This window comes from Variovorax boronicumulans (genome assembly GCF_019352895.1).
Lineage (GTDB): Bacteria > Pseudomonadota > Gammaproteobacteria > Burkholderiales > Burkholderiaceae_C > Variovorax > Variovorax boronicumulans_A.
In genome coordinates this window covers 60,088-74,880 of sequence record NZ_JAAAFX010000005.1, presented here as the reverse complement: position 1 = coordinate 74,880, position 14,793 = coordinate 60,088, and the positions used below count along the sequence as shown (strand labels likewise).

At 67.9% G+C, this 14,793-nt stretch carries 14 protein-coding genes and 1 riboswitch; of the genes, 5 read left to right on the top strand and 9 right to left on the bottom strand.

Annotated elements, in window-relative coordinates:
* Positions 1–43 precede the first annotated feature (43 nt).
* Positions 44–1,276, bottom strand: a complete 1,233-nt coding sequence (gene tyrS, locus K0H49_RS14075; RefSeq protein WP_219213511.1) for a tyrosine--tRNA ligase — start codon at positions 1,274–1,276, stop codon at positions 44–46.
* A gap of 159 nt (positions 1,277–1,435) precedes the next feature.
* On the opposite strand from tyrS, the gene K0H49_RS14070 reads away from it, so the two are divergent.
* Both K0H49_RS14070 and K0H49_RS14065 read left to right on the top strand, forming a co-directional pair.
* Entirely contained in the window at positions 1,436–2,785 is a 1,350-nt protein-coding gene (locus K0H49_RS14070; protein WP_219213509.1) for a peptidoglycan DD-metalloendopeptidase family protein, read from the top strand.
* 22 nt (positions 2,786–2,807) lie between these two features.
* Entirely contained in the window at positions 2,808–3,926 is a 1,119-nt protein-coding gene (locus K0H49_RS14065; protein ID WP_219213507.1) for an anhydro-N-acetylmuramic acid kinase, read from the top strand.
* Positions 3,927–3,944: 18 nt separating this feature from the next.
* Here K0H49_RS14065 and mdtD read toward each other — a convergent pair whose 3' ends face one another.
* The 4 genes from mdtD to rplM all read right to left on the bottom strand — a co-directional run bounded on the left by mdtD (position 3,945) and on the right by rplM (position 7,032).
* On the bottom strand, positions 3,945–5,363 hold the full coding sequence (mdtD, locus tag K0H49_RS14060; protein WP_219213505.1) for a multidrug transporter subunit MdtD: 1,419 nt from the start codon (positions 5,361–5,363) through the stop codon (positions 3,945–3,947).
* A 119-nt stretch (positions 5,364–5,482) separates the two neighbouring features.
* Positions 5,483–5,854 (bottom strand): iron-sulfur cluster insertion protein ErpA, encoded by a 372-nt coding sequence (erpA, locus tag K0H49_RS14055; protein ID WP_183027375.1) that lies wholly within the window; start codon positions 5,852–5,854, stop codon positions 5,483–5,485.
* Between the two features lie 342 nt (positions 5,855–6,196).
* Complete coding sequence (rpsI, locus tag K0H49_RS14050; protein WP_162569459.1) at positions 6,197–6,589, bottom strand: 30S ribosomal protein S9; 393 nt, start codon at positions 6,587–6,589, stop codon at positions 6,197–6,199.
* A gap of 11 nt (positions 6,590–6,600) precedes the next feature.
* Positions 6,601–7,032 (bottom strand): 50S ribosomal protein L13, encoded by a 432-nt coding sequence (rplM, locus tag K0H49_RS14045; protein ID WP_219213503.1) that lies wholly within the window; start codon positions 7,030–7,032, stop codon positions 6,601–6,603.
* 212 nt (positions 7,033–7,244) lie between these two features.
* Here rplM and K0H49_RS14040 point away from each other — a divergent pair, with 212 nt between their 5' ends.
* The gene (locus tag K0H49_RS14040; RefSeq protein ID WP_219213501.1) at positions 7,245–8,174 is read left to right on the top strand and encodes a 23S rRNA (adenine(2030)-N(6))-methyltransferase RlmJ; all 930 of its coding nucleotides are present in this window, start codon (positions 7,245–7,247) and stop codon (positions 8,172–8,174) included.
* 29 nt (positions 8,175–8,203) lie between these two features.
* Here the strand turns inward: K0H49_RS14040 and K0H49_RS14035 are convergent, their stop codons facing one another.
* The 4 genes from K0H49_RS14035 to ahcY form a co-directional block, all read right to left on the bottom strand.
* The gene (locus K0H49_RS14035) at positions 8,204–8,830 is read right to left on the bottom strand and encodes a septal ring lytic transglycosylase RlpA family protein (protein ID WP_374122362.1); all 627 of its coding nucleotides are present in this window, start codon (positions 8,828–8,830) and stop codon (positions 8,204–8,206) included.
* A 77-nt stretch (positions 8,831–8,907) separates the two neighbouring features.
* Positions 8,908–9,741, bottom strand: coding sequence for a methylenetetrahydrofolate reductase [NAD(P)H] (metF, locus tag K0H49_RS14030; protein ID WP_219213499.1), 834 nt, complete (start codon positions 9,739–9,741; stop codon positions 8,908–8,910).
* Complete coding sequence (locus K0H49_RS14025; RefSeq protein WP_219213497.1) at positions 9,719–10,522, bottom strand: TlyA family RNA methyltransferase; 804 nt, start codon at positions 10,520–10,522, stop codon at positions 9,719–9,721. The genes metF and K0H49_RS14025 overlap by 23 nt, the downstream gene beginning before the upstream one ends.
* A gap of 15 nt (positions 10,523–10,537) precedes the next feature.
* Positions 10,538–11,977, bottom strand: a complete 1,440-nt coding sequence (gene ahcY / locus K0H49_RS14020) for an adenosylhomocysteinase (protein WP_219213495.1) — start codon at positions 11,975–11,977, stop codon at positions 10,538–10,540.
* A gap of 186 nt (positions 11,978–12,163) precedes the next feature.
* A riboswitch (S-adenosyl-L-homocysteine riboswitch) is annotated at positions 12,164–12,231 on the bottom strand.
* 141 nt (positions 12,232–12,372) lie between these two features.
* On the opposite strand from ahcY, the gene K0H49_RS14015 reads away from it, so the two are divergent.
* Positions 12,373–13,038, top strand: coding sequence for a hypothetical protein (locus tag K0H49_RS14015; RefSeq protein ID WP_219213493.1), 666 nt, complete (start codon positions 12,373–12,375; stop codon positions 13,036–13,038).
* Between the two features lie 116 nt (positions 13,039–13,154).
* On the top strand, positions 13,155–14,783 hold the full coding sequence (locus K0H49_RS14010) for a peptide chain release factor 3 (RefSeq protein ID WP_219213490.1): 1,629 nt from the start codon (positions 13,155–13,157) through the stop codon (positions 14,781–14,783).
* Positions 14,784–14,793 lie beyond the last annotated feature (10 nt).

Sequence of the window (14,793 nt, the reverse complement as noted above, 5' to 3'; positions counted from 1 at the left end):
TCGCCGCTTCAGACCGGGTGCGCCCCTCGAATCGACCCCTGAATCAGCCCAGCAGCACGCGCGCGAACTTGCGCTTGCCGACCTGCACCACGTAGCTGCCGGCCTCGAGCTTGAGGCCCTTGTCGGAGACCACCGTCGAGTCGACGCGCACGCCGCCCCCGTCGATCAGCCGGTTGCCTTCGGAGGTCGAGGCCGCCAACCCGGCCTGCTTGAGCAGTTGGGCGATGCCCAGCGGTGCGCCAGACAGGCTCACTTCGGGGATCTCGTCCGGCACGCCGCCCTTGCTGCGGTTGACGAAATCCTGCTCGGCCGCATCGGCGGCCGCTGCGTCGTGGAAGCGCGCGGTGATTTCCTTGGCCAGGGCGACTTTGGCGTCCTTGGGATTGCGGCCGCCCGCGATCTCGGCCTTGAGCGCTTCGATCTCGGCCAGCGAGCGGAAACTCAGCAGCGTGTACCAGCGCCACATCAGGTCGTCGGAAATCGACAGCACCTTGGCGAACATGCTGTTGGCCGGCTCGGTCAGGCCGATGTAATTGTTCTTGCTCTTGGACATCTTCTCGATGCCGTCGAGCCCTTCGAGCAGCGGCATAGTGAGTATGCACTGCGGTTCCTGGCCGTATTCCTGCTGGAGATGGCGTCCGACCAAGAGGTTGAACTTCTGGTCGGTGCCGCCCAGTTCCAGGTCGCTCCTGAGCGCCACCGAGTCGTAGCCCTGCATCAGCGGATAGAGGAACTCGTGCACCGAAATGGACTGGCCGGCCTTGAAACGCTTGGTGAAATCGTCGCGCTCCATCATCCGGGCCACCGTGTACTTGGCGGCCAGCTGGATCATGCCGCGCGCGCCCAGCGGGTCGCTCCACTCGGAGTTGTAGCGGATCTCGGTCTTCGACGGGTCGAGCACCAGGCTGGCCTGGCGGTAGTAGGTCTGGGCGTTGGCCTCGATCTGCTCGCGGGTCAGCGGCGGCCGGGTGCTGTTGCGGCCGGAAGGGTCGCCGATGGTGGTCGTGAAGTCGCCGATCAGGAAAATCACGGTGTGGCCCAGATCCTGCAACTGACGCATCTTGTTCAGGACCACCGTATGACCGATGTGAATGTCCGGCGCCGTCGGATCCAGCCCCAATTTGATGCGCAACGGCGTTCCGCTGGCTTCGGAACGCTGCAGTTTGCGCACCCACTCGTCCTGGGGCAGCAATTCGTCGGTGCCGCGCAACGACACTTCGAGGGCGTGTCCTACAGCATCGGAAAGGCTCTGGGTTGTAACAAGCTCGGGCTTCATTGGGACTTTTTAACGGTTTGGCGTATGGCCGAAGCTATACTCAGCCCGACTTTCCACAAGCGTCGGATTCTAAGCGGCGCTTTCTTCGGCACCGTCCTACAGACGTGCACTGCAAGCCGTGCACCGAGGACCTGCTGAACCGACACAGGGCTCTAGACGTTGATCCACGCCATTCTCGCCGCCGAGGAGTTGCTAGCTTCCCGCGTGGCCCATACGTTCCGCACGTACCCCAAACAGATCGTCGGCGCCATCGGCGCACTGCTGCTGTGCGCGGGCGGCGGTGCTTTCGCCGTCGCTTCGCTCGGCCCCGACGTGGCCGACCTGCCTGTGCAGCAGGTGCTGGAAGCCGTCAAGCCGCTGGCCGCCGACGACCAGGTCGAGGCGCTCGACAGCCACGACTTCACGCTCTTCCGCACCGAGCTCACGCGCTCGAGCGACACCATCGAGGCGCTGCTCAAGCGCCTGGGCATCGCCGACCCGGCGGCTGCGGCCTTCGTGCGCGGCAATGCCGAGGCCCGCGCCGCGCTGCTCAACCGCACCGGCCGCACCGTCACCGCCGAAGCGGCCCGCGACAACACGCTGCAACGCCTGAGCGCCCGCTGGATCCCCGACGGCGACGGCGCCTTCAAGCGCCTGGTGGTGGTGCGCGGCGACAAGGGCTTCAGCGTGCGCACCGAGGTCGACCAGCTGACCGCCGCCACGCGCCTGGCCAGCGGCGTGGTGCGCAGCTCGCTGTTCGCCGCCACCGACGAGGCACGCATCCCCGATGCCGTCGCCAGCCAGCTGGCCGACATCTTCTCGAACGACGTCGACTTCCGCTCGCTGCGCAAGGGCGACCGTTTCGCCGTGGTGTACGAGACCTTCGAAGCCGACGGCCAGTCGCTGCGCAGCGGCCGGGTCCTGTCGGCGGAATTCGAGAACAACGGCAAGACCCACCAGGCGCTCTGGTTCCAGGAACCCGGCAAGAAGGGCGGCTACTACCGCCCCAACGGCGACAGCCTGGTGCGCGCCTACCTGGCCTCGCCGGTCGAGTTCTCGCGCATCTCCAGCGGCTTCGCGATGCGCATGCATCCGATCATGAACAGCTGGCGCCAGCACAACGGCATCGACTTCGCGGCGCCCACGGGCACCGCGGTGCGCGCGGTCGGCGACGGCACGGTGGAGTTCGCCGGCCGCCAGAACGGCTACGGCAACATCATCATCCTCAAGCACCGGAATAACCAGCAGACGGTCTATGCGCACCTGAGCCGCATCGACGTCAAGGTCGGCCAGAGCGTGAACCAGAGCCAGTTCATCGGCGCGGTCGGCTCGACCGGCTGGGCCACCGGTCCGCACCTGCACTTCGAATTCCGCGTCAACGGCCAGTACACCAACCCGGCCAACATCGCGCAGCAGGACGGCGGCACGCCGATCACCGCTTCGGCACGCCCGGCCTTCAACCGGCTGGCGATCGCCACGCGCATGGAGCTGTCCGCGGCCTTCTCGGTCGTGCAGGCCAGCGCCGAATAAGGCCTGCCCCTCGGCATCGGGCATGGCTGAACGCTTCATCGGCCTGATGTCGGGCACCTCGCTCGACGGGGTCGACGGCGTGCTGGCCACGTTCTCCGATGCCGGCCGGGTCACGGTCGTCGGCCATGCCACGGCCGACTTCCCGCCCGCGCTGCGCGCAGAGCTGCTGGCCCTCAACACCGCCGGCGACAACGAACTCCATCGCGCCGCGCTGGCCGCCAACGGGCTGGTGGGCGTCTATGCCGGCGTGGTCCGGCAGCTGCTGGCCGACACCGGGCTCGGCGCCGCTGACGTCACCGCCATCGGCGCCCACGGCCAGACCGTGCGCCACCGGCCCGGCGAGTTCGATGGCATCGGCTACACGCTGCAGCTCGACAACCCCGCCCTGCTGGCCGAACGCGCCGGCATCGACGTGGTGGCAGACTTCCGTCGCCGCGACGTCGCGGCGGGCGGCCAGGGCGCGCCGCTGGTGCCGGCCTTCCACCGCGCGGTGTTCGGGCGCCCGGACCAGACCGTCGGCGTACTCAATCTCGGCGGCATCGCCAACCTCAGCGTGCTGCCGGCGGCGGATAGCGGCGGCGACGTGCTCGGCTTCGATTGCGGCCCCGGCAACGCACTGATGGACCACTGGTGCCAGGCCCACATCGGCCAGCCCTTCGACGCGGGCGGCCGCTGGGCCGCCAGTGGCCGGGTCCTGCCCACGCTGCTGGCCCGGCTGCGCGCCGACCCCTTCTTCACCAAGGCCCCACCCAAAAGCACGGGGCGCGACCTGTTCCACCCGGCCTGGCTGACTGCGCGGCTGGGCGACGACGGCGCCGCCCCGGCCGACGTCCAGGCCACGCTCTGCGAACTCACGGCCGGCGCCTGCGCCGACGACCTGCGGCGCTACGGTGCGGCGGCGCATGAACTGGTGGTCTGCGGCGGCGGCGCGCTCAACACGCACCTGATGACGCGGCTGGCGGCCCTGCTGGCGGGCGTGCGGGTGCTGTCGTCGGCCGAACGCGGCCTGCCACCCCAGCAGGTCGAGGCCGCGGCCTTTGCCTGGCTGGCGCGCGCCACGGTGCGCCGCGAGCCCGGCAACCTCGCCAGCGCGACCGGCGCCCGGGGCGAACGCGTGCTGGGCGCGCTCTACCCCGCCTGATCCGCCCGCCCTGATCGGTCAGCCCTGGCCCGAAACCTCGGGCTGCGCCGGCTGCACCGCACGCGCCTGCGGCGGCAGATGCCAGAAGATCATGGCCGAGGCCAGCGTGATCAGCCCCATGGTGGCGAAGGTGGCCTGGAAAGCATGCAGCGTGTCTACCGAGGCCTGGGTGCCAAACATGCCGGTGTAGCCGCCGAGCACCGAGCTCGCGGCCGCCACGCCCAGGCTCATCGCCAGCATCTGCACCATCGACAGCAGGCTGTTGCCGCTGCTGGCCATGCTGCCGTCGAGGTCGCGCAGCGTCACGGTGTTCATCGCGGTGAACTGCAGCGAATTGACCGCGCCGAAGAACAGCAGCTGCAGCAAATGCACCACCAGCGGCTGCCCCGGCGCAGCGAAGGCGAAGGTGGCCATCGCGACGCCGACCAGGGCGGTGTTCACGACCAGCACGCGGCGGTAGCCGAAATGCGTGATCAGGGGTGTGGTGAAGCGCTTCATCGCCATCCCCGCCAGCGCGATGGGCAGCATCATCAACCCGGCCTGCACCGGCGAGTAGCCCATCGACACCTGCAACAGCAGGGGCACCAGGAAGGGCATGCAGCTGCTGCCCAGGCGCGAGAACAGGTTGCCCAGCAACCCGATGCTCAGCGTGGGCACCTTGAACAGCAGAGGCGAGAACAGCGGCGCCGGCTCGCGCGCGGCGCGCAGCCAGTAGGCCGTGAGGCTGGCGAAGCCGAACACCAGCAGCACGAAGACGCTGACCTGGCGCAGGCCGAGCTCGGCCACGCCGTCGAGGGCCAGCGAGATCGTCACCATGCCCAGGGCCAGCATCGCGTAGCCGGCGGCATCGAAGCGCTGCTGCACCGCGCCGCGCAGGTCGGGCATGAAGCGCAGCGTGGCGATGCAGCCCAGCAGGCCGACCGGCACGTTGATCAGGAAGATCCAGTGCCAGGACGCGTACTGCACCAGCCAGCCGCCCAGCGTCGGCCCCAGCAGGGGCCCGATCAGCCCGGGAATGGCGACGAAGCTCATGGCCTGCAGGAACTCGCTGCGCGGCACGGTGCGCAGCAGCGACAGCCGCCCCACGGGCAGCAGCAGCGCGCCGCCCAGGCCCTGCACGACGCGCGAAGCGACCAGCTGCCCCAGGCTCTGCGACAGCGCACAGGCCACCGAGCCCAGCACGAACAGCACGATGGCCGAGAAGAAGATCCGGCGCGTGCCGAAGCGGTCGGCAATCCAGCCCGAGGCCGGGATCAGCATCGCCATCGTCAGCGAGTAGGCCACCACCACCGACTGCATGCGCAGCGGGCTCTCGCCCAGGCTTGCGGCCATGGCCGGCAGCGCGGTGTTGATGATGGTCGCGTCCAGCGTCTGCATGAAGAAGCCGACCGCGACCAGCCACAGGAGGCTCTTGCGAGCCGAGATCTCAGAAGCCATGGGAATGAGCAAAGACGCCGCGACGAGGCGCACGGCAGGCAACAAAAAACCGCCCTGAGGCGGTTTGTCGGGAGATCGAGGGGGTCAGACGCAAGACCGGCACCCTCGTGATCGCGGGTTCAGGCCGAGAAGCTCGAGCCGCAGCCGCAGGTGCTGGTGGCGTTGGGGTTCTTGATCACGAACTGGGCGCCCTGGAGGTCTTCCTTGTAGTCGATCTCGGCGCCGACCAGGTACTGGTAGCTCATGGCGTCGATCAACAGCGACACGCCGTTCTTGGTCATGGTCGTGTCGTCTTCGTTGGTGATCTCGTCGAAGGTGAAGCCGTACTGGAAGCCCGAGCAGCCGCCGCCTTGCACGAACACCCGCAACTTGAGCTCGGGATTGCCTTCCTCGGCGATCAGATCGGCCACCTTGGCGGCGGCACTGTCGGTGAAGACGATCGGCTCGGGCATCTGGGTGGGGGTCTGGATGGTTTCGGCAACAGCGCTCATGTGCGGGACTCCTGTGGGGTGGGCCGAACAAGCGGCCAATGGGAGGATGCTACTTCAACAAAGCGAAAGCCGCCCGGAGGGCGGCTTTCGGCAATGCACGAAGTGCGGATATTCGCGTCGCGAGGGCCTGCAGCGCAAGGCGCGAACCGGAACCGAGTCTGGCGACGGCTCGCAACCTCGCCTGCGGAAAGCAGGCGACAAAAAGCCGCCCGGAGGCGGCTTTCGGCACAAACGAAGTGCATATATTCGCGTAGCGAGGGCCTGCAGGGCAAGGCGCAACCCGGAGCCGGACTGACGTCCGGCGAGGATTGCAACGCGGCCATGCAGGTCCGTAGTAGCGAATCAGCGCTTCGAGAATTGCTTGCGGCGGCGTGCGGAGTGCAGACCGACCTTCTTACGCTCGACTTCACGCGCATCGCGCGTCACGAAGCCAGCCTGGCTCAACACCGGCTTGAGCGTCGCGTCGTAGTCGATCAGGGCACGGGTGATGCCGTGGCGCGCAGCGCCGGCTTGACCCGATTCGCCGCCACCGGCCACGTTGATCATGATGTCGAAAGCTTCGACGTTGTTCGTCAGGAACAGCGGCTGCTTCGCGATCATGATGGACGTTTCGCGGCCGAAGTAGGCCTGGATGTCCTTGCCATTGACCGTGATCTTGCCGGTGCCTTTTTTCATGAACACACGGGCGACGCTGGATTTGCGACGGCCGGTTCCATTGTTCCATTCACCAATCATCTCAAGGCTCCTTAGAGTTCCAGCACTTTGGGCTGTTGGGCGGTATGCGGGTGCTCAGCGCCACCGTACACCTTGAGTTTCTTGATCATCGCGTAGCCAAGCGGACCCTTGGGCAGCATGCCCTTGACGGCCTTTTCCAGGGCACGGCCCGGGAACTTGGATTGCATGTCGCGGAAGTTGGTGGCACTGATGCCGCCCGGGTAGCCCGAGTGACGGTAGTACACCTTGTCGATCGACTTGGCGCCAGTGACGCGCAGTTGCGCGGCATTGATGATGACGATGTAGTCACCGGTATCGACGTGAGGCGTGTAAATGGCCTTGTGTTTGCCGCGCAAACGGAGAGCAACTTCGCTGGCTACTCGTCCGAGGACCTTGTCGGTCGCGTCAATCACAAACCACTCGTGCGTCACGTCAGCGGGCTTGGCGCTGAACGTTTTGGTCATGAGTTTTTCTCTTCAAAAGAGGGTTTGGCGGGCCCTTTTCCACGGTCGGCGTTCCTCTGATGGGAATCTCTTAGGTGGGGATCGCGACGCCGCCGAAACGGGCATTGCGCACTTCGCCGCGGGGTCACAAAACGCTGCGAAGCCCTCGATTATACGAAGAATCAAGGACTTGGAGCAACCTGACCCTCCCGGTGCGGGTACGATCGACCCCTATGTTCAGTTACCGCCACGCCTTCCACGCCGGCAACCACGCCGACGTGCTCAAGCACACGGTGCTGATTGCCACGCTCGACCACATGCTGGAAAAAGACGCGGCGCTCACCGTTGTCGACACCCACGCCGGGGCCGGCCTGTACCGCCTCGACGGCGACTACGCCGACACCAGCGGCGAAGCCAGCCAGGGCGTGCTGCGCCTGCTGGCGCCCCCGCCGCCCGCGGCCCCGCCGAAGAAGGGGGCCCCGCCCAAGGCCGAGGTTCCGCTGGCCGGCGCGATCGCGCGCTACCTCGAGGTGATCAGCGACTTCAACCCCAAGGGCGGCGCCAAGGTCTACCCGGGTTCGCCGTTCGTCACGCAGCACCTGCTGCGCGACCACGACCGGCTCAAGCTGTACGAGCTGCACCCGACCGATGGCCGCACGCTCGCGGCCAACATCGCGCAGCTCGATGCCGGGCGCCAGATCGCGGTGCTGAACGAAGACGGCTTCGGCAGCGCCACCAAGTTCCTGCCGCCGCCTTCGCGCCGCGCGCTGGTGCTGTGCGACCCGAGCTACGAGATCAAGAGCGACTACGCCCGCGTGCTCGATTTCGTCGACGGCGCGCTCAAGCGCTTCGCGACCGGCACCTACGCGGTCTGGTACCCGATCATCCCGCGGCCCGAGGCACACGATCTGCCACGCCGGCTCAAGACCATGGCGACCAAGGCCGGCAAGTCGTGGCTGCACGCCACGCTGACGGTCAAGTCGAGCAAGATCACGACCACGCCCACGGGCGAGACGCGCCGCCCGGGCCTGCCCGCCAGCGGCATGTTCCTGATCAACCCGCCCTACACGCTCAAGGCGCAGATGGCGGCCGCGTTGCCGCAACTGGCCGAACGCCTGGGGCAGGACCGCAACGCCACCTTCTCGCTCGACGCGGGCGGCTGATCGCGACGGAGATTGCCGCCTGACCCGGCCTAGCGCCGGCGCCGCACCGGCGCCTTGCGCACCGCGCGGGCCACGGGCGCGGCGACCGGCTCCTCGGGCGCCCACTGCTGCAGCGCCGTCACATCGGCCACCTCGCCGTTGCAGCGCATGCCCGGCTGGTCGACCACATGCAGCGCGACCTGCTTGATGCCCATGCTCAGCATGTCCAGCGCCTCGGCCGCGGCACGGCTCAGGTCGATGATGCGACCCGGCCCGAAGGGCCCACGGTCGTTGATGCGCACCAGCACCTCGCGGCCGTTGACCAGGCTGCGCACGCACACCACGGTGCCGAAGGGCAGCGTGCGGTGCGCGGCGGTCATCGCGCCCATGTCGAAGCGCTCGCCGTTGGCGGTCCTGCGCATGTGGAAGCCGATGCCGTACCAGGAAGCGCCGCCGCGCTGGAAGATCGTGCGCGGGCCCTCGTCGCCCGGCACGCCGTCGTCGGGTGTGAGCTCGTCCGGGCCCGAGACCGCCAGGTCGTAGCGCACCGAGGGCACGTCGGAACGCGGGGCCACGCCGGGTGGCACGGCCAGGCCGGTGGGAAGGGGCTTCAGGGCGAGGTCGGGCGAGATGGCGCCAGCCACGGGCTCGGTGGGCGCATCGGGGGCCGGCGGCACCGCGCAGGCCGTCACCATCAGCCCGGCTGCCAGGCTCAGCAGCGCCGCGCGCCAGGAACCGTGGCGCGCGCCGAAACTCATGCGTTCAGCCCCAGACGCTCCAGCAAGGCGAGCGTGGCCGTGGCCTGGTTCATGGTGTAGAAATGCAGCGCCGGGGCGCCTCCCGCGCACAGGCGCTCGCACATCTGCGCCACCGCATCGAGGCCGAAGGCCTTGATCGAGGCGGTGTCGTCGCCGTAGCTCTGCAGCCGCAGCCGGATCCAGCGCGGGATCTCGGCGCCGCAGGCATCCGAGAAGCGCATCAGTTGCGTCGAGCTGGTGATGGGCATCACGCCCGGCACGATCGGCGTGTCGATGCCCAGCCGCCGTGCGTCGTCGACGAAACGGAAATAGGCGTCGGCGTTGAAGAAGTACTGCGTGATGGCCGAGTCGGCACCGGCCCTGGCCTTGGCGGCGAAGGCCTGCAGGTCGGCCTCGGGCGAGCGGGCCTGGGGATGCACCTCGGGGTAGCAGGCCACCTCGACATGGAAGTCACGGCCCGTTTCCTCGCGGATGAAGCCGACCAGGTCGCTGGCGTACTGGAACTCGCCGCCCACGCCGTAGCCGCTGGGCAGGTCGCCGCGCAGGGCCACCAGGCGCTTCACGCCCATGGTCTTGAGTTCGGCCAGCTGCGTGCGCACCGTCGCGCGGGTGGCGCCGATGCACGAGAAGTGGCTGGCCGCGTCCACGCCTTCGGACAGGATCTCGCCCACCGCGGCGAAGGTGCCCGCATGGGTCGAGCCGCCTGCACCGTAGGTCACGGAGCAGAACTCGGGCTTCATCTCATAGAGCTGCTGGCGCACCGCGCGCAGCTTGACCGCGCCTTCGGGCGTCTTGGTCGGGAAGAACTCAAAGCTCAGCGGAAGGCGCACGTGCGGCTCCTGGGTCGCCGCCCGCGTGGACGGCATGAATGAAGAACTCGCGATTGCCGTCGCCGCCGGCGATCGGGCTGTCGATCCAGCGCAGCACGCGCAGGCCGAGCGCAGCGCAGCTCTCGCGCAGCCGCTGTTCGACGATGGGGTACATCGCATCGTCGCGCACGATGCCGCCCTTGCCCACCTGGCCCGGCTGCAGCTCGAACTGCGGCTTGACCAGCAGCAGCAACTCGCCCTCGGCCGCCAGGAACGGCACGACCGCGGGCAGCACCAGCGTGAGCGAGATGAAGGACAGGTCGGCCACGATCAGATCGAAATCCGTGCGCTCCACTTCGTCCTGCAGGTCCTCGAGGCTCAATGCGCGGGCATTGACCTTCTCGATGGCCGTCACGCGCTCGTCCTCGCGGATGCGCGCATGCAGCTGGCCATGGCCGACGTCGATGCCCACCACCTGCGCCGCGCCATGCTGCAGCAGGCAATCGGTGAAGCCGCCGGTCGATTGACCGACGTCGAGGCAATGCTTGCCCGTGGGATCGACGCCGGTGGCGCGCAGCGCGCCCTCCAGCTTGAGCCCGCCGCGCGAGACGTAGCGCGACTCCGCGGCATCGGCGAGCTCGAGCTCGGCCGAGGCGGGGATCTCGTCGCGGTTCTTGCCCACGCTGCGCCATTCGGCGCCACTGCCGGCATCGCGCCAGCGCAACCCGCCCGCGATCAGGCGGACGGCCTGTGAACGCGAGGCCGCGAGGCCCCGCTCCACCAACAATTGATCAGCGCGCAAAGCTTGGGTGCGCCATCAGTAACGGTAGGTGTCCGCCTTGTACGGACCCGCCTTGTCGACGCCGATGTAGGCGGCTTGCGCGTCGGTCAGCTCGGTCAGCATGGCGCCGACCTTCTTCAGGTGCAGGCGCGCGACCTTTTCGTCGAGATGCTTGGGCAGCACGTAGACCTTGCCGGCCTCATAGGCTTCGGGCTTGGTGAACAGCTCGATCTGGGCGATGGTCTGGTTGGCGAACGACGAGGACATCACGAAGCTCGGGTGGCCGGTGCCGCAGCCCAGGTTCACCAGCCGGCCCTTGGCCAGCAGGATGATCTTCTTGCCGTCCGGGAAGGTGATGTGGTCGACCTGCGGCTTGATCTCTTCCCATTCGTACTTCTCGATCGACGCGACGTCGATCTCGTTGTCGAAGTGGCCGATGTTGCAGACGATGGCCTGGTCCTTCATGGCGGCCATGGTGTCGTGCGTGATGACGTCCTTGTTGCCGGTGGTGGTCACGAAGATGTCGGCCTTGTCGGCGGCGTATTCCATGGTCACGACCTTGTAGCCTTCCATCGCGGCCTGCAGGGCGTTGATGGGGTCGATTTCCGTGACCCACACCTGGGCGCTCAGTGCGCGCAGGGCCTGGGCCGAGCCCTTGCCCACGTCGCCGTAGCCGGCCACGCAAGCCACCTTGCCGGCGATCATCACGTCGGTCGCGCGCTTGATGCCGTCGACCAGCGATTCACGGCAGCCGTAGAGGTTGTCGAACTTGCTCTTGGTGACCGAGTCGTTGACGTTGATCGCGCGGAACTGCAGCGTGCCCTTGGCGGACATCTCGTTGAGGCGGTGCACGCCGGTGGTCGTTTCCTCGGTCACGCCGATGATCTCGGCGGCCTTGCGGGTGTACCAGGTCGAATCGACCGCGATCTTGGCCTTGATGGCGGCGTAGAGGATGCGTTCTTCCTCGCTGGTCGGGTTGGCCAGCACCGACAGGTCCTTCTCGGCGCGCTGGCCCAGGTGCATCAGCAGCGTGGCGTCGCCGCCGTCGTCCAGGATCATGTTCGGGCCTTCGCCGGCCGAGCCCTTGGGGCCGAACTCGAAGATGGCATGGGTGTAGTCCCAGTAGTCCTTGAGCGACTCGCCCTTGACGGCGAACACCGGCGTGCCGGCGGCGGCGATGGCGGCGGCCGCATGGTCCTGCGTCGAGAAGATGTTGCAGGACGCCCAACGCACCGAGGCGCCCAGCGCCTGGAGGGTCTCGATCAGGACCGCGGTCTGGATCGTCATGTGGATCGAGCCGGTGATGCGCGCGCCCTTGAGCGGCTGGGCCGCCTTGAACTCTTCGCGGATGGCCATCAGGCCGGGCATCTCGGTTTCGGCGATGCGGGTTTCCTTGCGGCCCCAGGCAGCAAGGGAGATGTCGGCGATCGCCTGATCGGCGGTGGAGACGGGGGTGGGCTTGAGAACAGCGCTCATGGAAACTCCAAAACTTGTTTGAACGAGGCCACTGTGTTCGACGGGAAACTCAGAACGCGTGAAGGAACCGTCGCGAGCGACCCGAGCCTGCATCGAGGAGCGGAGCCGCACTTGCGTGCGGTGAGCACCACAGGTGCGGGATCGGGGTGCGCAGCAGGTTCATTCACGTGTTCTCGCCGCGAGAACAGCGGATGAGCGTCGTTGCGATGGGTCCGAGCCTCACGCCTGACGGCGCTGCAACGCTCCTCGGAAGCGCGATTTTAGCTCAGCACGCCGCCCGCCGTCGCCTGCGAGTCGAGGCCCCGGCCGACAGATGCGCCCGGCGCCGAAGTCCACCATGGCGCTTCGTCCGCGTGACAGCACCGCTGGTGTCTGGCGTGGTCGCCCGAGGTCCCATGCACCCCCTCTTCCCCAAAATCTCTTCGGCCGCCCTGGCCGCCACCGTTCTCGCGGCCGGCATCGCCCTGCCGCTCGCGGCCTCGGCCCAGAACGCCTCTGCGAGCGCTCCTGCGGCGGCGCCACTGGTCCGCATCCGCGGCACGGTGGTCTACAACGACGCGAAGCAACTGATCGTCAAGGACCGCGGCGGCGAGGTGGTCACGCTGGCGCGCGCGGCCGACCTGCCGGTGTCCGAGGTCTACCGGATCAAGCTGAGCGACATCAAGCAGGGCAGTTTCATTGGCACGGCCGCGATGCCGCAGGCCGACGGCAGCCAGAAGGCGCTCGAGGTGCTGGTGTTCCCCGAGGCCGCGCGCGGCACCGGCGAGGGCCACTTCCCCTGGGACCTGCAGCCGCAGAGCACCATGACCAATGCCACGGTGGCCGACCTGGCGGCCGCGCCTTCGTCGGCGCGCGGCGGCCAGCAGCTCAAGCTCAGCTACAAGGGCGGCGAGAAGATCGTCATCGTCCCGGCGAACGTGCCGGTGGTGACCTTCAGGCCCGGCACCGACGCCCTGCTCACGCCCGGCGCCAGGGTGCTGGTCAACGCGCAGGAACGCAACGGCACGCCGACCGCCATGCGCGTGATCGCGGGGCGCCACGGTTTCACGCCGCCCATGTAATAAGGCCCGGCCGCCCCGCATGCCAGGGGCGGCTCGCTAAAATCGACGGCTTTGCGTAGCCGCCGCGCCGTGAGCGCCTCGCGCTCACCGTTCTTCGCGCGCCCCGCGTTCACGCCATGACCTTCGAATCCGAAACCCGCCGCCGTCGCACCTTCGCGATCATTTCCCACCCCGACGCGGGCAAGACCACGCTGACCGAGAAGCTGCTGCTGTTCTCGGGCGCGATCCAGATCGCCGGCTCGGTCAAGGCGCGCAAGGCCTCGCGCCACGCGACCTCCGACTGGATGGAAATCGAAAAGCAGCGCGGCATCTCGGTGGCCTCGTCGGTCATGCAGATGCTGTACCGCGACCACGTGATCAACCTGCTCGACACGCCCGGCCACAAGGACTTCTCGGAAGACACCTACCGCGTGCTCACCGCCGTCGACTCGGCGCTGATGGTGATCGACGCGGCCAACGGCGTGGAAGCGCAGACGCGCCGGCTGATCGAGGTCTGCCGCCAGCGCGACACGCCCATCATCACCTTCGTCAACAAGATGGACCGCGAAGTGCGCGAGCCGCTGGACATCCTCGACGAGATCGAGCGCGAGCTGGGCATGCCCTGCGTGCCGATGACCTGGCCTGTGGGCCAGGGCAAGAGCTTCGGCGGCATCATGAACCTGCGCACGCAGACCATGACGGTGTTCGATTCGGGCAAGGAACGCCTGCCGCAGGAGTTCGAGACCATCGCGCTGGACAACCGCGCCGAACTGATCAAGCGCTTCGGCACCGAGTTCGAGAACGCCGAGCAGAGCATGGAGCTCGCTGCGGGCGCTTCGCCCAGCTGGGACCGCGAGGCCTTCCTGGCCGGCAAGCAGACGCCGGTGTTCTTCGGCTCGGGCGTGAACAACTTCGGCGTGATGGAAGTGCTCGACGCGCTGGTCGACCTGGCGCCGGCGCCGCAGTCGCGCACCAGCACCACGATCGTCAACCGCCAGCCGGTGGTCCGGGAGATCCAGCCCGCCGACAAGGACTTCGCCGGCGTGGTGTTCAAGGTGCAGGCCAACATGGACCCCTCGCACCGCGACCGCATCGCCTTCGTGCGCATGGCCTCGGGCAAGTACACGCCGGGCATGAAGCTCAAGGTGCAGCGCACCTCGAAGGAACTGCGTCCCACCAGCGTCGTGACCTTCATGAGCCAGCGCCGCGAGGCCGTGGAAGAAGCCTACGCGGGCGACATCGTGGGCTTCACCACCCACGGCGGCGTGCAGTTGGGCGACACCATCACCGACGGCGCGAGCCTGATGTTCACCGGCCTGCCCTTCTTCGCGCCCGAGCTCTTCATGACCGTGATCCTGAAGAACCCGCTGCGCACCAAGCAGCTGCAGCAGGGCCTGGCCCAGCTGGGCGAGGAAGGCGCGATCCAGGTCTTCCGGCCCGAGGTCGGCGGCCCGATGCTGCTGGGCGCCGTCGGGCAGCTGCAGTTCGAAGTCGTGCAGCACCGGCTCAAGGGCGAGTACGACTGCGACGTGCGGCTCGAGGGTTGCCAGTACACGGGCGCGCGCTGGATCACGGCCGACACCCCGGCGGAACTGCGCGAGTTCGTCCACGCCTACCCGGTGCGCATGGCCAAGGATGCGGCCGACACCCTGGCCTTCCTCTGCACCTCGCCCTACGACGTGCGGCTGGCGCAGGAACGCTTCCCGAAGATCCACTTCCATCCGCTGCGCGAGCACGCGGGGCTGGCACTGCAGAGCGCCGGCTAGACGCCGGGAG

Coding starts and splice junctions, on each gene's coding strand:
- K0H49_RS14040 (WP_219213501.1), top strand. CDS start 7,245: ATGTTCAGTTACCGCCACGCCTTCCACGCCGGCAACCACGCCGACGTG.
- mdtD (WP_219213505.1), bottom strand. CDS start 5,363: ATGGCTTCTGAGATCTCGGCTCGCAAGAGCCTCCTGTGGCTGGTCGCG.
- K0H49_RS14015 (WP_219213493.1), top strand. CDS start 12,373: ATGCACCCCCTCTTCCCCAAAATCTCTTCGGCCGCCCTGGCCGCCACC.
- erpA (WP_183027375.1), bottom strand. CDS start 5,854: ATGAGCGCTGTTGCCGAAACCATCCAGACCCCCACCCAGATGCCCGAG.
- K0H49_RS14065 (WP_219213507.1), top strand. CDS start 2,808: ATGGCTGAACGCTTCATCGGCCTGATGTCGGGCACCTCGCTCGACGGG.
- K0H49_RS14010 (WP_219213490.1), top strand. CDS start 13,155: ATGACCTTCGAATCCGAAACCCGCCGCCGTCGCACCTTCGCGATCATT.
- ahcY (WP_219213495.1), bottom strand. CDS start 11,977: ATGAGCGCTGTTCTCAAGCCCACCCCCGTCTCCACCGCCGATCAGGCG.
- rplM (WP_219213503.1), bottom strand. CDS start 7,032: ATGACCAAAACGTTCAGCGCCAAGCCCGCTGACGTGACGCACGAGTGG.
- rpsI (WP_162569459.1), bottom strand. CDS start 6,589: ATGATTGGTGAATGGAACAATGGAACCGGCCGTCGCAAATCCAGCGTC.
- tyrS (WP_219213511.1), bottom strand. CDS start 1,276: ATGAAGCCCGAGCTTGTTACAACCCAGAGCCTTTCCGATGCTGTAGGA.